At 70.1% G+C, this 13,840-nt stretch carries 13 protein-coding genes; 5 read left to right on the top strand and 8 right to left on the bottom strand.

Annotation, left to right across the window (positions count from 1 at the left end; genetic code table 11):
- Positions 1-37: 37 nt before the first annotated feature.
- Positions 38-847: a DUF1206 domain-containing protein gene (locus CK206_RS04495; RefSeq protein ID WP_069389422.1), complete on the bottom strand. Its 810-nt coding sequence runs from the start codon at positions 845-847 to the stop codon at positions 38-40.
- Between the two features lie 45 nt (positions 848-892).
- A complete protein-coding gene (locus tag CK206_RS04490) occupies positions 893-1,309 on the bottom strand; it encodes a hypothetical protein (protein WP_067714187.1) in 417 nt (138 codons plus the stop codon).
- A gap of 189 nt (positions 1,310-1,498) precedes the next feature.
- Here CK206_RS04490 and CK206_RS04485 point away from each other — a divergent pair, with 189 nt between their 5' ends.
- Positions 1,499-1,903, top strand: a complete 405-nt coding sequence (locus tag CK206_RS04485; RefSeq protein ID WP_096905678.1) for a hypothetical protein — start codon at positions 1,499-1,501, stop codon at positions 1,901-1,903.
- A gap of 117 nt (positions 1,904-2,020) precedes the next feature.
- Here the strand turns inward: CK206_RS04485 and glnA are convergent, their stop codons facing one another.
- Entirely contained in the window at positions 2,021-3,454 is a 1,434-nt protein-coding gene (gene glnA, locus CK206_RS04480; protein ID WP_096905677.1) for a type I glutamate--ammonia ligase, read from the bottom strand.
- A gap of 219 nt (positions 3,455-3,673) precedes the next feature.
- On the opposite strand from glnA, the gene CK206_RS04475 reads away from it, so the two are divergent.
- Positions 3,674-4,159 carry an RDD family protein gene (locus CK206_RS04475; RefSeq protein WP_069389424.1) on the top strand — a complete coding sequence of 162 codons (486 nt, stop codon included), beginning with the start codon at positions 3,674-3,676 and terminating at the stop codon, positions 4,157-4,159.
- 91 nt (positions 4,160-4,250) lie between these two features.
- Here the strand turns inward: CK206_RS04475 and CK206_RS04470 are convergent, their stop codons facing one another.
- The 4 genes from CK206_RS04470 to sucB form a co-directional block, all read right to left on the bottom strand.
- On the bottom strand, positions 4,251-5,006 hold the full coding sequence (locus tag CK206_RS04470; protein ID WP_096907280.1) for a DUF4191 domain-containing protein: 756 nt from the start codon (positions 5,004-5,006) through the stop codon (positions 4,251-4,253).
- A gap of 85 nt (positions 5,007-5,091) precedes the next feature.
- Entirely contained in the window at positions 5,092-6,108 is a 1,017-nt protein-coding gene (gene lipA, locus CK206_RS04465) for a lipoyl synthase (protein WP_096905676.1), read from the bottom strand.
- A 21-nt stretch (positions 6,109-6,129) separates the two neighbouring features.
- Positions 6,130-6,807 carry a lipoyl(octanoyl) transferase LipB gene (lipB, locus tag CK206_RS04460; protein WP_067714178.1) on the bottom strand — a complete coding sequence of 226 codons (678 nt, stop codon included), beginning with the start codon at positions 6,805-6,807 and terminating at the stop codon, positions 6,130-6,132.
- Between the two features lie 104 nt (positions 6,808-6,911).
- Positions 6,912-9,239, bottom strand: a complete 2,328-nt coding sequence (gene sucB / locus CK206_RS04455) for a 2-oxoglutarate dehydrogenase, E2 component, dihydrolipoamide succinyltransferase (RefSeq protein WP_096905675.1) — start codon at positions 9,237-9,239, stop codon at positions 6,912-6,914.
- 312 nt (positions 9,240-9,551) lie between these two features.
- Between sucB and CK206_RS04450 the strand changes: the two genes are divergently transcribed.
- Positions 9,552-9,917 carry an oxidoreductase gene (locus CK206_RS04450; RefSeq protein ID WP_096905674.1) on the top strand — a complete coding sequence of 122 codons (366 nt, stop codon included), beginning with the start codon at positions 9,552-9,554 and terminating at the stop codon, positions 9,915-9,917.
- Positions 9,918-9,946: 29 nt separating this feature from the next.
- On the opposite strand, the gene CK206_RS04445 is transcribed toward CK206_RS04450, so the two are convergent.
- On the bottom strand, positions 9,947-11,458 hold the full coding sequence (locus CK206_RS04445) for a leucyl aminopeptidase (protein WP_096905673.1): 1,512 nt from the start codon (positions 11,456-11,458) through the stop codon (positions 9,947-9,949).
- A gap of 142 nt (positions 11,459-11,600) precedes the next feature.
- Between CK206_RS04445 and gcvT the strand changes: the two genes are divergently transcribed.
- Both gcvT and CK206_RS04435 read left to right on the top strand, forming a co-directional pair.
- A complete protein-coding gene (gcvT, locus tag CK206_RS04440) occupies positions 11,601-12,713 on the top strand; it encodes a glycine cleavage system aminomethyltransferase GcvT (protein ID WP_061229909.1) in 1,113 nt (370 codons plus the stop codon).
- A 32-nt stretch (positions 12,714-12,745) separates the two neighbouring features.
- A complete protein-coding gene (locus CK206_RS04435; RefSeq protein ID WP_096905672.1) occupies positions 12,746-13,837 on the top strand; it encodes a branched-chain amino acid aminotransferase in 1,092 nt (363 codons plus the stop codon).
- Positions 13,838-13,840: the final 3 nt, after the last annotated feature.

Raw genomic sequence — 13,840 nt, 5'->3', positions numbered from 1 at the left:
GGCCGGGTCACGCCCGGCTGGGTAATTCTCGGTCAGGTCACATCCGGCCGTACCGGGCCCGCCCGATCGAGTAGAGGCCGTACAGGGCGATCCCCGCGCCGGTGAGCACCAGCAGTACCTGGCCGAAGGGTTGCTCGCCGACGGCCCGTAGCGCGGCGTCCAGCCCACCGGCCTTCTCCGGATCCGCGGTCACGACGGCCGCGATCACCAGGCCCCCGAGGATCGCCAACGCGATGCCCTTGGCGACATACCCCACCCGGCCCGTGATGATCATGGCCCGGCCGACCTCCCCGGACCCGGTGCGTTCGAGGTCCTCGACGAACTTCGTGGTGGCCCCCTTGTAGACGTGGTAGCCGCCCACCGCGAGGATGGCGAGCCCGGCGACGACCAGGGCCATCTTCCCCACCCCGGAGCCGAGCAGCCCGGCCGTGGCTCCGGAGGCGGTCGCGGAATCGGACCCCCCGCCCCCGGAGGCGAACCGCGCGGTGGTCAGTCCCAGGACCACGTACACGGCCGCCTTGGCCGCGGCCTTGATCCGGTCAGAGGTCTCCTCGGACCCGAGGAACAGCTCGGTGATCTGCCACAGACCCAGCGCGAGGAAGCCCACGGCGCCGACCCATAGCATGACCTGACCGCCCGGTGCGCTCGCGATCTCCGCCAGCGCACCCGAGTTGGATGCCTCGCCGCCGCCCGACCCGAGTGCGATCCTGACGGCGATCCAGCCGATGAGCAGATGGAGCACGCCGTTCATGACGTATCCGGCGCGGGCCAGCCACTCGAGCGCGGGATGGTCGGCGGCGGAGCGCGCGGCGCCGGAGACGGTGGCAGAACGTATCGGGGAGTTCATGGGTGAACTCTCCCACGTCGCCGCGGATTCACCACTCGAACCCTGTCACCACTCGATCTCGCCGAGGACCTCGTTGCGACGGCGCAGTTCCGCCAGCCGCAGTTCGGCCGCGCGGTGCTCCTCCATCCGCATCCGCGCCTGTTCGGCGAGGGCATCGGCCTCGACCTCGGCGAGCAGGAGCTGGAGTCGGTCCTTCTGCTCACGGAGCGTCTCCACCGAGGTGTCCATGGCGATGAGCTTCCGGGAACCGGCCACGGCGTGGAGGAAGGGGTTGCGCTCGAGGATCAGGCGCGCCTCCTCGGGGGCCAGCACCCTCGACAGTTTGAGCAGGACCGGATAGCCCTGCCCCTGTCCCTGCCGGTCGGTCTCGGGGTCGTGTCCGGGATCCAGTGCTGCGGCGACGACCTTGAGCGGCCGGGCCCGGGGCGAGGAACTCCGGAAGTCGAACTCGTCGGTGTCCATATGGTCCGGCTCCTTCCCGGCGTCCTGCCCGGCAGTGGCTGTTTACCTGCCACCACCGTAGGCGTACCGGCCGGGACGGCCGGGCGGTTCAGGGTTTTTGCGCTCCGGAGGGGCTCAGCAGCTGTAGCGGGGTGTGCGGGACGACCGCGTCCCGGCGGTGTGCCCGCCCGGCGCCGATACACTCGAGCTGTGACTACCGGCAATGAAGGCGCAACCGACCTCGACTACCTGCTCCGCCAGATGGCAGAGGGCATCGAGCAGGCTCCCGTGAACTTCCCGATCACCCTGGTGATCAACGGGAACACCTGGGAAGGGAACCTCACCACCGAGGGTGAGTTCATGCGGATCCAGGCGGCCACCTTCGACGCGCTGACGGGTGATGAGAAGTCCGAGCAGGTGGCTGATGCCCAGGCCAGTGCATTCCGGCAGATCGGCATCACGAAGTACGAGGAGGCACTGGACGGGGAGGACAGGGTGGCCTCGTTTATCCACGTCACGGACGCCTGGCAGAGGGGAGAGAAGGCTCCGATCCCGGTCATGCGCGTCCGGATCTCGTCGGTGGATGCGTGGACCTTCGGCCACGCGAGTAGCTAGACAGGCGCCGCCCGCCCGGCCATCGAGGTGATGACCGCGCGGGCGGCGCCCGGCACTACGACCGAGGTCGATGCCCGCCCCGGCCTGCGCGGGGGCAGGTCAGGGCGGGCATGAGGGTCAGCAGTCGTAGTAGAGCTCGAACTCGTGCGGGTGCGGACGGAGGTTCACCGGGGCGATCTCCTTCTCGCGCTTGTACGAGATCCAGTTCTCGATGAGGTCCTCGGTGAACACGCCACCCTCGGTGAGGTACTCGTGGTCCTGCTCGAGGCGGTCGATGACGGCGGGCAGTGAGGTGGGCGCCTGCGGGATGTCGGCGGCCTCCTCCGGCGGGAGCTCGTAGAGGTCCTTGTCGACCGGGGCCATCGGCTCGATCTTGTTCTTCACACCGTCGATGCCGGCCATCATCATCGCGGCGAACGCGAAGTACGGGTTGCCGGACGAGTCGGGGCAACGGAACTCGATGCGCTTGGCCTTGGGGTTGTTGCCGGTGATCGGGATCCGGACACACGCCGAGCGGTTTCGCTGTGAGTACACGAGGTTGATCGGGGCCTCGTAGCCCGGGACGAGCCGGTGGTACGAGTTGATGGTGGGGTTGGTGAACGCCAGCAGCGACGGCGCGTGGTGCAGGATGCCGCCGATGTAGTAGCGGGCGATGTCGGACAGCCCCGCGTAGCCGGACTCGTCGTGGAACAGCGGCTTGCCGTCCTTCCACAGCGACTGGTGGGCGTGCATGCCCGAGCCGTTGTCACCGAAGAGGGGCTTGGGCATGAACGTGGCCGACTTGCCGTTCTTCCAGGCAGTGTTCTTGACGATGTACTTGAACAGCTGGACGTCGTCGGCAGCGTGCAGCAGGGTGTTGAACTTGTAGTTGATCTCCTGCTGGGCGCCGGCCACCTCGTGGTGGAAACGCTCGAGCTCGAAGCCGGCGTTGGTGAGGTTGGTGGACATCTCGTCGCGCAGGTCGACGAAGTGATCGTACGGGGCGACGGGGAAGTACCCGCCCTTCTCGCGGACCTTGTAGCCCAGGTTGGGCGAGCCGTCGGCCTCCTGGCCGGCGCCCGTGTTCCAGTTGCCGGCGCTCGAATCGACCTCGTAGAAGCCGTGATTCGTCCCGGAGCCGTAGCGGACGGAGTCGAAGACGAAGAACTCGGCCTCGGCCCCGAAGAAGCACGTGTCGGCGATGCCGGTGGAGAGCAGGTACTCCTCGGCCTTGCGGGCGACGTTGCGCGGGTCGCGGCTGTAGGCCTCACGGGTGAAGGGGTCGTGGACGAAGCAGCTGATGTTGAGCGTCTTGGCCCTGCGGAAGGGGTCGAGACGGGCCGTCGCGACATCCGGCAGGAGCATCATGTCGGACTCGTGGATCGACTGGAACCCCCGGATGGAGGAGCCGTCGAAGGCCAGGCCGTCTTCGAACATGTCCTCGTCGAACGCCGCTGCGGCGATCGTGAAGTGCTGCTCGTTACCCGGCAGGTCGGTGAACCGGATGTCGACGTACTCGACGCCCTCGTCCTTGACGTACTTGATGACCTCGTCCGGCGTGGAGAATGCCACGATTCGCTCCTCGTCTCTGAAGTGCGACGGGAAACCGGTGTCTCCCGTCGTGCGGTGACCTCACGATATGGGCGAGGTGTTGCCCGGCCGTCAAGCGAATGTTTCGCTGGTGTTACGTCCCCGGCCGGGTGGGTCCCTCCCAATAGGGTCAGTTTAGTCACCCGAAGCGGGGTATCGCCGACATGGGGATCGGCAGGTCGCCCGGCTACCCTGGGCAGTATGCGTGACGTTGCGGGATCATGGTTGTCCGGCCCCACCTCCGGCAGTGGGCCGGAGCAGAAGTACAAGGGTGAGAATCTCGGTCTCCCGGCGTCCGGCGCAGGCTCGATCGCCCCGCTGGGCGTGCGTGTCGGCGCGCTGGCGGTGGACTGGTTCCTCGCCTACGGGCTGGTCGCCGTCATCGTGATGCTGCTCGGCCCGGAGACGCTGGGGGGCGACTCGTTCTCCGCCGTCTCCAGCTGGGCCGTGCCACTGCTGTGGGGCGTGAGCGGCGTGGTCTGCGTGTGGCTGTTCGCCCAGACGCCGGGGCAGGCGCTGGTCGGCATCGGCACGGCACGGGTCGACGCCGAGGAGCGGGTGGGTTTCGTCCGTGCGCTGGTGCGCGTGGTGTTCATCTTCTTCCTGCTGCCCCCGCTCATCCAGGACGAGGACGGACGCGGCATGCACGACCGCGCCACCGGCACCACTCTGATCCGTACCCGTTGATCCGTACCCGCTGACGAGACGACGCCCGCCGCCCGGGACGGGCGGCGGGCGTCGTGAGCCCGGTGGCTGCGACAGCCTGACGGCGGACGGCTCAGCCGCGGCGGCGGGCGCTGCGCTGGATGTTGCGCACCTTCGCGCCCTGGGGGACCGGGCCCTTGGGCATCTGGTTCTGAATGCCGGTCTTGGTGCTCAGCGCGCGGAGCCGGGTGTCGAGGGCGTCGACCTTCGCCCGGCTGATGTTCATCGGGTATCGGGTGAGCCGGCGGTTCAGCTTGCGCAGTGGCACCTGCTCGGGGGTCGCGTCCTGCTCCTCGCCGACGATCAACTCGTAGATCGGGGTGTCGCCGACGACCCGGGCGACCTTCTTCTTCTCCTGTGCCATGAGCGGCTTGAGCCGGCGCGGCTCGCCCTCGCCCACGATCACGATCCCGCACCGGCCGACCACGCGGTGGACCGCGTCGAAACTCGTCGTGGCGGCGACGGCCTGGCTGACCCGCCACCCGGACCGCAACTGGTCCAGGGCCCACGCGGCCGCGCCCGGCTGCCCCTCGGCCTTGCCGTACACCGTGTTCTGCACGCGGCGCGAGAAGATCACCATCGCGAGCATGAGGCCGGTGAGCACACCGAGGGGGAGCATCCACCACTCGCCGCCCCACAGCATGCCGAGGAGGAAGAACACGACCGTCGACAGGACGACCGCGCCGATCATCAGCGGCCACAGGAGCTTGTCCTGCTTGGACTGGATCTTCAGCGCCTGCCACATCTGGCCGCGTTGTTCCTTGCCCGCCTGCCGCCGGACGGCCCGGGCCGCCTTCTTGTCCGCCTTGGTGAGCTCGCTCTTCGCCATGGTCATCAGGATACGTGCCCACCACCGCGGTCCGGGAACCGCGGCTGACCCGAGGGGTGACCCGCCCCGGCCGACTGTGGGCGGGTCAGACGCGGGCGCGCTCGCGGTCCAGGACGCTCGACGCCTCCTGGGACGCCGAACCCCCTGTCGTCAGCTGCTGCAGGTGCTCCGGAACCGCCTGCCCGCGGTGCTCCAGCGCCTGGACGTAGAGGCGGCCGGCTCGGTACGACGAGCGGACGAGCGGTCCGGCCATGACGCCGGCGAAACCGATCTCACGGGCCTGATCGGACAGCTCGACGAACTCCTCGGGCTTGACCCAGCGGTCGATCGGGTGGTGCAGCGGGCTGGGCCGGAGGTACTGCGTGATGGTGAGGATGTCGCAGCCGGCGGAGTGCAGGTCGCGCATCGCGTCGACGATCTCGTCGGTGGTCTCGCCCATCCCCAGGATGAGGTTGGACTTGGTGACGAGGCCGAAGTCGCGCGCGGCGCGGATCACGTCGAGGGAGCGGTCGAACCGGAACGCCGGGCGGATCCGCTTGAAGATCCGCGGCACGGTCTCGAGGTTGTGCGCCAGCACCTCGGGACGCGACTCGAACACCTCGGCCAGCTGGTCCGGGTCCCCGTTGAAATCGGGGATGAGGTTCTCGACCCCCGTGTTGGGGTTGAGCTCGTGGATCTTGCGGACGGTCTCCGCGTAGAGCCAGGCCCCGCCGTCCTCCAGGTCGTCGCGCGCGACGCCCGTGATGGTGGAGTAGCGCAGACCCATCTCGCGCACGGACTCGGCCACGCGCCGCGGCTCGTCACGATCGAGGGCGCTGGGCTTGCCGGTGTCGATCTGGCAGAAGTCGCAGCGGCGGGTGCACTGCTCGCCGCCGATGAGGAACGTGGCCTCCCGGTCCTCCCAACACTCGTAGATGTTGGGGCAGCCGGCCTCCTCGCACACCGTGTGCAGGCCGCCGGTCTTGACCAGCGTCTTGAGTTCCTTGTACTCGGGACCCATGGTGGCCCTCGTACGGATCCACGACGGCTTGCGCTCGATCGGCGTCTCGGCGTTGCGGGCCTCGATACGGAGGAGCTTGCGGCCTTCAGGAGTCACAGTCACGGCCGCAAGCCTACGCGCGAATCACGCCACGGGCAGTCGGCCGTCCAGCGCCTCCACCATGTCGGAGGTGACCTGGTCCAGAACCTCCGACACCGGCACCACGCGACCGAGTTCGGCGCTGAGCGAGGTGACCCCGGCGTCGACGATCCCGCAGGGGACGATCCGCGAGAACGCGGTCAGATCGCAGTCGCAGTTGAGGGAGAACCCGTGCATCGTCACGCCCCGCTGGACACGGATCCCGATGGCCGCGATCTTGCGCTCGGGCCTGCCGTCCGAGGCCGCACACCACACCCCGGAGCGCCCGTCGACGCGCCCGGCCTCCACGCCGAGTCGCGCGCAGGTGGAGATGAGGGCCTGCTCGACACGACGGACGTACTCGACCACGTCGATGGGGTCGGTCAGCGCGACGATCGGGTACCCCACCAGTTGGCCGGGTCCGTGCCACGTGATCCGGCCGCCGCGGTCCACGTCGACGACCGGGGTGCCGTCGGTGGGACGGTCGGACGGCTCCGTGCGTTTGCCGGCGGTGTAGGTGGCGGGGTGCTCCAGGAGGAGGATCGTGTCGCCCCGCTGCCCGTCGGCGCGCTCCTCGGCGAGGGCGCGTTGGAGCTCCCAGGTGGGGCTGTACTCGACGGTGCCGAGCCGACGGATCTCCGGGGGCGCCGGGTCACGGCGGAGGGACTGACCGGTGTGCGACATGTCCCCAGGGTAGGCCGAGGGGTGTGACGACGACGACGACGGGCGCCCTCCGTGAAGGAGGACGCCCGTCGCGGGGTTCAGCGGAACCTACCGATCAGCCGGCTTCACAGGTCGAGGTCACCGTCGAACTCGGCCTTCTCCAACCGGTCCTTCACCGTGGTGAGGAAGCGGCCGGCGTCGGCACCGTCGATCAGGCGGTGATCGTAGGTCAGCGGCATGAAGCCCATCGACCGGATGGCGATCGACTCGCCGTCGGCGTCGGCATCCACCACGGGTCGCCGCACGATCGCGCCGGTGCCGAGCATCGCCGCCTGCGGCGGGACGAGGATCGGGGTGTCGAACAGGGCCCCCTCGCTGCCGATGTTGGTGATGGTGAACGTGCCGCCCTGGAGGTCGTCCGGCGTGAGCTTGGACGCGCGCGCCCGCTCGGCCAGGTCGATGATCGCCTTGGCCAGCCCCGGGATGTCCAGGTCCTGCGCGTTCTGGATGACCGGGGAGAGCAGCCCCGCCTCGGTGTCCACGGCGATCCCGAGGTTCACCGACCCGTGGTAGGTGATCTCGTTGGTCTTCTCGTCGTACGACGCGTTGACGTTCGGGTGCGACACCAGGGCCTCGACGACCGCCTTGGCGTAGAACGGCAGGTACGAGAGCTTGGCGCCGTGCTTGTCGGCGAACTGCTCCTTGACCTGCGAGCGCAGCTGCGCCACCCGGGTCATGTCCACCTCGAAGACCTGCGTGAGCTGAGCGGTCTGCTGCAGCGACTCACGGGTCTTCTGCGCCGTGATCTTGCGGATCCGGTTGGCCTTCTTGGTGGTGCCGCGCAGCTCCGCGAGCTCGGGCCGGACGCCGGCCTTCGACGGGCCGCCGCTGGGCGCCTTCTCCTCGGCCGGGGCCTCGGAACCGGAGTCGGAACCCGAGCCCTCGGCCGCCGCGAGGACGTCCTGCTTACGGATCCGGCCGCCGATGCCGGTGCCCTTGACCGAGTCCAGGTCGACGCCGTGCTCCTGCGCGAGCTTGCGCACGAGCGGGGTGACGTACGGCGAGCTCCCGGCCTTGGCGGCCGCCGCGGGCTCGGCGCGCTCGGGCAGGTCGCCGGAGGACCCGCCGTCTGATTTCTCCGACCCGCGCGGCTTCTCTGCCTTCTTCTCGCTCTTCTGCTCGGCCTTCTTCCCGGACCCGGACTCCGCCTTGGCGGCGGCCTTCTTCTCGGTCTCGGGGGTGTCCTCGGGGACCTCGTCCTCGTCGGAGGCGTCCACGCCCTCGTCCTTGGCGTCGGTGGCGTTCTGCTCCTCGGCCGACTGTTCGTCGGAGTCAGAGTCAGAGCCGGAGTCGCCGGAGTCGTCGTCGGAGTCGCTCGCGGCGTCGCCGTCGCCGATGACAGCGAGAGTGGCGCCGACGTCGACGGTCTCGTCCTCCTCGGCCACGATCTTCTGCAGGGTGCCGGCGACGGGGGAGGGGATCTCGGTGTCGACCTTGTCGGTGGAGACCTCGAGCAGGGGCTCGTCGACCTCGACGGTGTCGCCGACGGACTTGAGCCACTTGGTGATGGTGCCCTCGGTGACGGACTCGCCGAGTTCGGGCATGACGACGTCCGTGCCCTTGCCGCCGCCCCCGCCTTCGGAGGACTTCTTGGCCGGGGCGGACTCCTCGGCGGGCTCGTCGTCCGCGGAATCGTCCGCGGCATCCGACTCGTCGGCCTCGTCGGCCTGATCGTCAGAGTCGTCGGCCTCATCGGCGGAGTCGGAGTCGTCTGAGTCGTCGTCGGAGTCGCTCGCGGCGTCGCCGTCGCCGTCGCCGATGACGGCGAGGGTGGCGCCGACGTCGACGGTCTCGTCCTCATCGGCCACGATCTTCTGCAGGGTGCCGGCGACGGGGGAGGGGATCTCGGTGTCGACCTTGTCGGTGGAGACCTCGAGCAGGGGCTCGTCGACCTCGACGGTGTCGCCGACGGACTTGAGCCACTTGGTGATGGTGCCCTCGGTGACGGACTCGCCGAGTTCGGGCATGACGACGTCGGTGCCCTTGCCGCCGCCCCCGCCTTCGGAGGACTTCTTGGCCGGGGCGGACTCCTCGGCGGGCTCGTCGTCCACGGAATCGTCGGCCTGGTCGGCCTCGTCGTCAGAGTCGTCGGCACCATCGGCGGAGCCGGAGCCGGAGTCGTCGTCGGACTCGTCCGAGTCGTCGGACCCGCCCGAGCCGTCGTCGATGACGGCGAGCTCCCCGCCGATCTCGACCGTCTCGTCCTCATCGGCGACGATCTTCTTCAGCGTGCCGGCGGCGGGCGACGGGATCTCGGTATCGACCTTGTCGGTGGAGACCTCGAGCAACGGCTCGTCGACCTCGACCGTGTCCCCCTCCTTCTTGAGCCAGCGGGTAACGGTGCCCTCGCTGACGGATTCACCGAGAGCCGGCATCTGTACGGAGAAGGCCATGGTGTCGTGACTCCTCAAGAGTTCTCATTCGCTGCCAGCAAGCGCGGTCCGCGCCCGCGTGAGCGGCGTCGTGGGTGTGAGTTATCTGTTCGTCGTGTCGATCCGGGGCCGGATGCGCGGTGGCGCCCCCACCCAGGATCGTCGTCCATTGTGCCCTCTGCCACCTCTCGGCGTCGGCGGACGTGCCGATCCCGACCCCGGCCGGTGCCCGATTCGCCGGTCGCCCGCAGCGTGACGGGCGTCGGGCGTCGGTACGATCGTGTCCCATAGGCGGCCCTCACCCCGTACGGGGGCCCGACGGAAGGACCGACGGTGGGTATCCGTGACCTGTTCGGGCGTCGTGGGCCTCGGGTCCCGGCGGATCCGGCCGATCTCGACCACCTGCGCCGGTGGTGCCGCACCCGCGTGGGCGTGGAGGCGTATCTCGAGCCGGAAACCCTCGTCTCGGTCCCCGGCCTGTGCCTGGTGGCCTTCGACGGCGAATGGACCCGCAGGCCGGTCGGCGACGTGGCCACCGCGCGCAAACTCGCCGCGCAGTTGAAGCTGCCCCTGTTCGACGCCGCCGTCCAGGGCTACCCCCAACGGATGCGCGACTACGAGGAGGTCCGCATTAAGCGTGAGCGGCGCGAGCGGGCCGAGCGCCTCCGCGACCGGCTGCGCGAACCGGAGGGGGGCTAGCCGCGCTGACCCCGCCGCCCGCGGCCGACTCAGGCTCCGGCGGCGATGTCCTCGAGGACGGCGAGCATGGTCCGCACGGGCACCCCGGTTCCGCCCTTGGGCAGGTACCCCTCCGGGCCACCGTCGTTGTAGGCGGGGCCGGCCACGTCGATGTGCGCCCACTCGACGCCGTCCGCGACGAACTCGGAGAGGAACAGTCCGGCCGAGAGCATGCCGCCCCACCGGTGCGGGGTGACGTGGGTCAGGTCGGCCACCTCGGAATCCAGCCCGGCACGCAACTCCTCGGGCAGTGGCATCGGCCACCCGCCCTCGCCGACCGACCGGCTGAGGTCGGCCACCCGGTCGCGGAAGTCCTCGGTTCCCATGACACCCGGGGTCTTCTTGCCCAGCGCCACCATCTGCGCACCGGTGAGGGTGGCGGTGTCGATGAGATGGGACGGGGAGTCCTCGCAGGCGCGGACGATCGCGTCGGCCAGGATGAGCCGCCCCTCGGCGTCGGTGTTCTTCACCTCGACGGTCGTGCCCCCGTACATGGTCAACACGTCGCCGGGCCGGTACGCCGTCGACGACGGCATGTTCTCCGCCATGGGCACGGTCGCCACCACGGTGAGATCCAAGCCCAGCCGCGCGGCGAGGATGACGGTGGCCACCACGGCCGCGGCGCCACCCATGTCCATGGTCATCTGCTCCATGCCGGCGGCCGGCTTGATGGAGATGCCGCCGGTGTCGAAGGTGATGCCCTTGCCCACCAGGGCCACGGTGGGTCGCCCCTCGGCGCCCCGGTGGGTGAGCCGCACCATGCGCGGGCCGCGGGACGAGCCGCCGCCCACCGCGAGGATGCCGCCGTAGCCGCCCTCGGTGAGCGCCTCCTCGTCCAGCACCTCGACCTCCAGACCGGCGTCGCGGGCCAGTTCGGCGGCCCGGTCGGCAAACGATCCGGGGAACAGCAGGTTGGGCGGGGTGTTGACCAGATCGCGCGCCAGCCCGACACACTCGGCGACGGTGGCGGCGCGGATCACGGCGTCGGCGCCGCCCTCGGCGACGAACACCTTCAGCGAATCGCCGTTCTCGTCGTCGTCGTTCTTGGAGGTGACCTTGGCCGGGCGGAACGATCCCAGTCCCGCTCCCAGGGCCACCGGCTCCGCGCGCTCGGCGTCCAGCAACACCAGGGCGGTCCCGAGTCCGCGGCAGGCGCGCGCGGCGGCGCCGGCCGCGCGGCGCAGGGACTCGTCGGACACCTCGTCATCTGAGGATCCGAGCCCCACCAGCACCACGGACCCGGCCGACACACCGTCCGGCGCCGGGACACGGGTGGTGGAGGCGACCTTGGTGGACGCGCCCACCGAGCGCGCGACCGCGGCGAGCGCCGCGGTGGCCTCACCCTCCAGGCCGGGGGCGACGACGACGGGCGCCGCATCCTCTCCGGCCCCGGCATCGGCCGCGATACCGACCACCACGACGTCGGCGTCCACCGGCGTCGTGACCGCCTCGATCGGGGCGAGATCAGGGCTGTGGGTGAGGATCGACTGCGCGGTCGGCATGAAGCGCTCCTGGGGGTCGGCGGGACGTACGGGAAGGGTCGTGATGCCCGGACGACGCGGCGGGACCGCCACGGCGAGGGCACCATAGTCTATCGACTAACGTGGGCAGGCAGCCGGACCGAAGAGCGCGAGGAGTGGCCACATGACAGACACAGGGGACCTTCACGAGGGACCACTGCACTCCCGCCACGTGGAGGCCGGCGCCACCTTCGCCCCGTTCGGCGGCTGGTCGATGCCGGTGCAGTACGCCGGCACCGTCGCCGAACACACCGCCACCCGCACGGCCGTCGGGCTGTTCGACGTCAGCCACCTCGGCAAGGCGCTCGTGACCGGCCCGGGCGCCGCGGAGTTCGTCAACTCGTGCTTCACCAACGACCTCGACCGGATCGCCGCCGGCAGCGCCCAGTACACGCTGTGCTGCGACGAGTCCGGGGGAGTGGTGGACGACCTCATCGCCTACCGGGTCTCCGACTCCGAGATCTTCCTCATCCCCAACGCCGCCAACACCGCCGAGGTGGTCCGGCGGATGCAGGCCGCCGCCGCCGAGCGGGCGCCCGGGGTCACCGTCACCGACGAACACCGTTCCCGCGCCGTGATCGCGGTCCAGGGCCCGCTCGCCGGAGAGGTGCTCGAGGCGGTGGGGCTGCCGACCGACCTCGACTACATGGCGTACGTCGACGCCGGCTGGAACGGACACTCCGTGCGGGTCTGCCGTACCGGGTACACCGGCGAGTACGGATTCGAGGTGCTGCCCGCCTGGGACGAGGCCGGCCCGATCTGGGATGCGCTCGCCGAGCAGGTGCTGTCCCGTGAGGGCGCCCTGTGCGGTCTCGGTGCCCGCGATTCGCTGCGCACGGAGGCCGGCTACCCGCTGCACGGCAACGAACTGTCCGTGGACCTCAGCCCGCTCGAGGCACGCTGCGCCTGGGCCATCGGCTGGGACAAGCCCGCCTTCTGGGGGCGCGAGGAACTGCTGCGTCAGAAGGAGGCCGGCCCCGCCCGCCGGATGTACGCGCTCGAGGTCACCGGACGCGGGATCCCGCGCGCCGGACAGACCGTGCGCGCCGGTGGACGCGACGTGGGCGTCACCAGCTCCGGCACGTTCTCACCGACCCTCAAGACGGGGATCGCGCTCGCGTTCATCGAGCTGGACGCGGGTCTGAAGAAAGGCGACGAGGTCGTCGTCGACGTACGCGGACGAGAGGTACCGTGCCGCCTCGCGGTACCCCCGCTCATCGAGATCCGCACCCGCTGACCCGCCCCCTTCCTCCAGGAACGAGACCCGCAATGTCCGAGTTCGACGTCCGTCCGTCCGCCTCGCCGAGATCGACCGCCGAGCGCGAGGCCATCCTCGCCGCCCCCGGCTTCGGCAAGCACTTCACCGACCACATGGTTACCCTCCCGTACTCGAACGGGCAGTGGGGCACCCCGGTCGTGGAGGCGTACGCCCCCCTGTCCATCGACCCGTCCGCCGTGGTCCTGCACTACGCGCAGACGATCTTCGAGGGCCTCAAGGCCTACCGGCAGGCCGACGACTCCATCGCCTCGTTCCGACCCGAGCAGAACGCCGCCCGCTTCAACCGCTCCGCGGAGCGCCTCGCCATGCCGCAGCTGCCCGAAGAGCTGTTCATGGAGTCGTTGCGGCAGATCGTGGCGATCGACCGCGACTGGGTGCCCGCCGCCGGCGGTGAGGAGGCGCTCTACCTGCGGCCCTTCATGATCGCCACCGAGACCGGGCTCGGCGTGCGGCCGGCCGACGAATACCTCTACTCGGTGATCGCTTCCCCGGCCGGCGCGTACTTCTCCCGCGGCGTGGCCCCCGTGAGCGTCTGGCTGAGCACCGAGTACGTGCGCGCCAGCCCCGGCGGCACCGGCGCCGCCAAGTTCGGCGGCAACTACGCCGCCTCGCTGCGCGCCCAGGAGCAGGCCGCGGCCAAGGGATGCGACCAGGTGGTCTGGCTCGACGCGATCGAGCGGAAGTACGTGGAGGAGATGGGCGGGATGAACCTGTTCTTCGTCCTCGGCTCCGGCGACTCCGCCGAGATCGTGACCCCCGAACTGTCCGGCTCGTTGCTGCCGGGCGTCACCCGCGACAGTCTCCTGCAGTTGTCCCGCCACCTCGGCTACCCCGTGACCGAGCGCAAGGTCTCGGTGGACGAGTGGGAGTCGGGCGTGGCCTCCGGCGAGATCACCGAGGTGTTCGCGTGTGGCACCGCCGCCGTCATCACCCCCGTCGGGTCCGTGCAGCACTCCGGCGGCGGCTACACGGTGGGTGACGGCGGGCCGGGGGCGATCACCATGCGGCTGCGCGAGACGCTCACCGGTATTCAGCGCGGGTCCGTGGAGGACCCGTTCGGCTGGATGACGACGCTGGTCTGAGCC

The sequence above is a fragment of the Dietzia sp. WMMA184 genome (assembly GCF_002441635.1).
GTDB classification, from domain to species: Bacteria; Actinomycetota; Actinomycetes; order Mycobacteriales; family Mycobacteriaceae; genus Dietzia; species Dietzia kunjamensis.
This window is presented reverse-complemented; position numbering and strand designations above follow the sequence as displayed.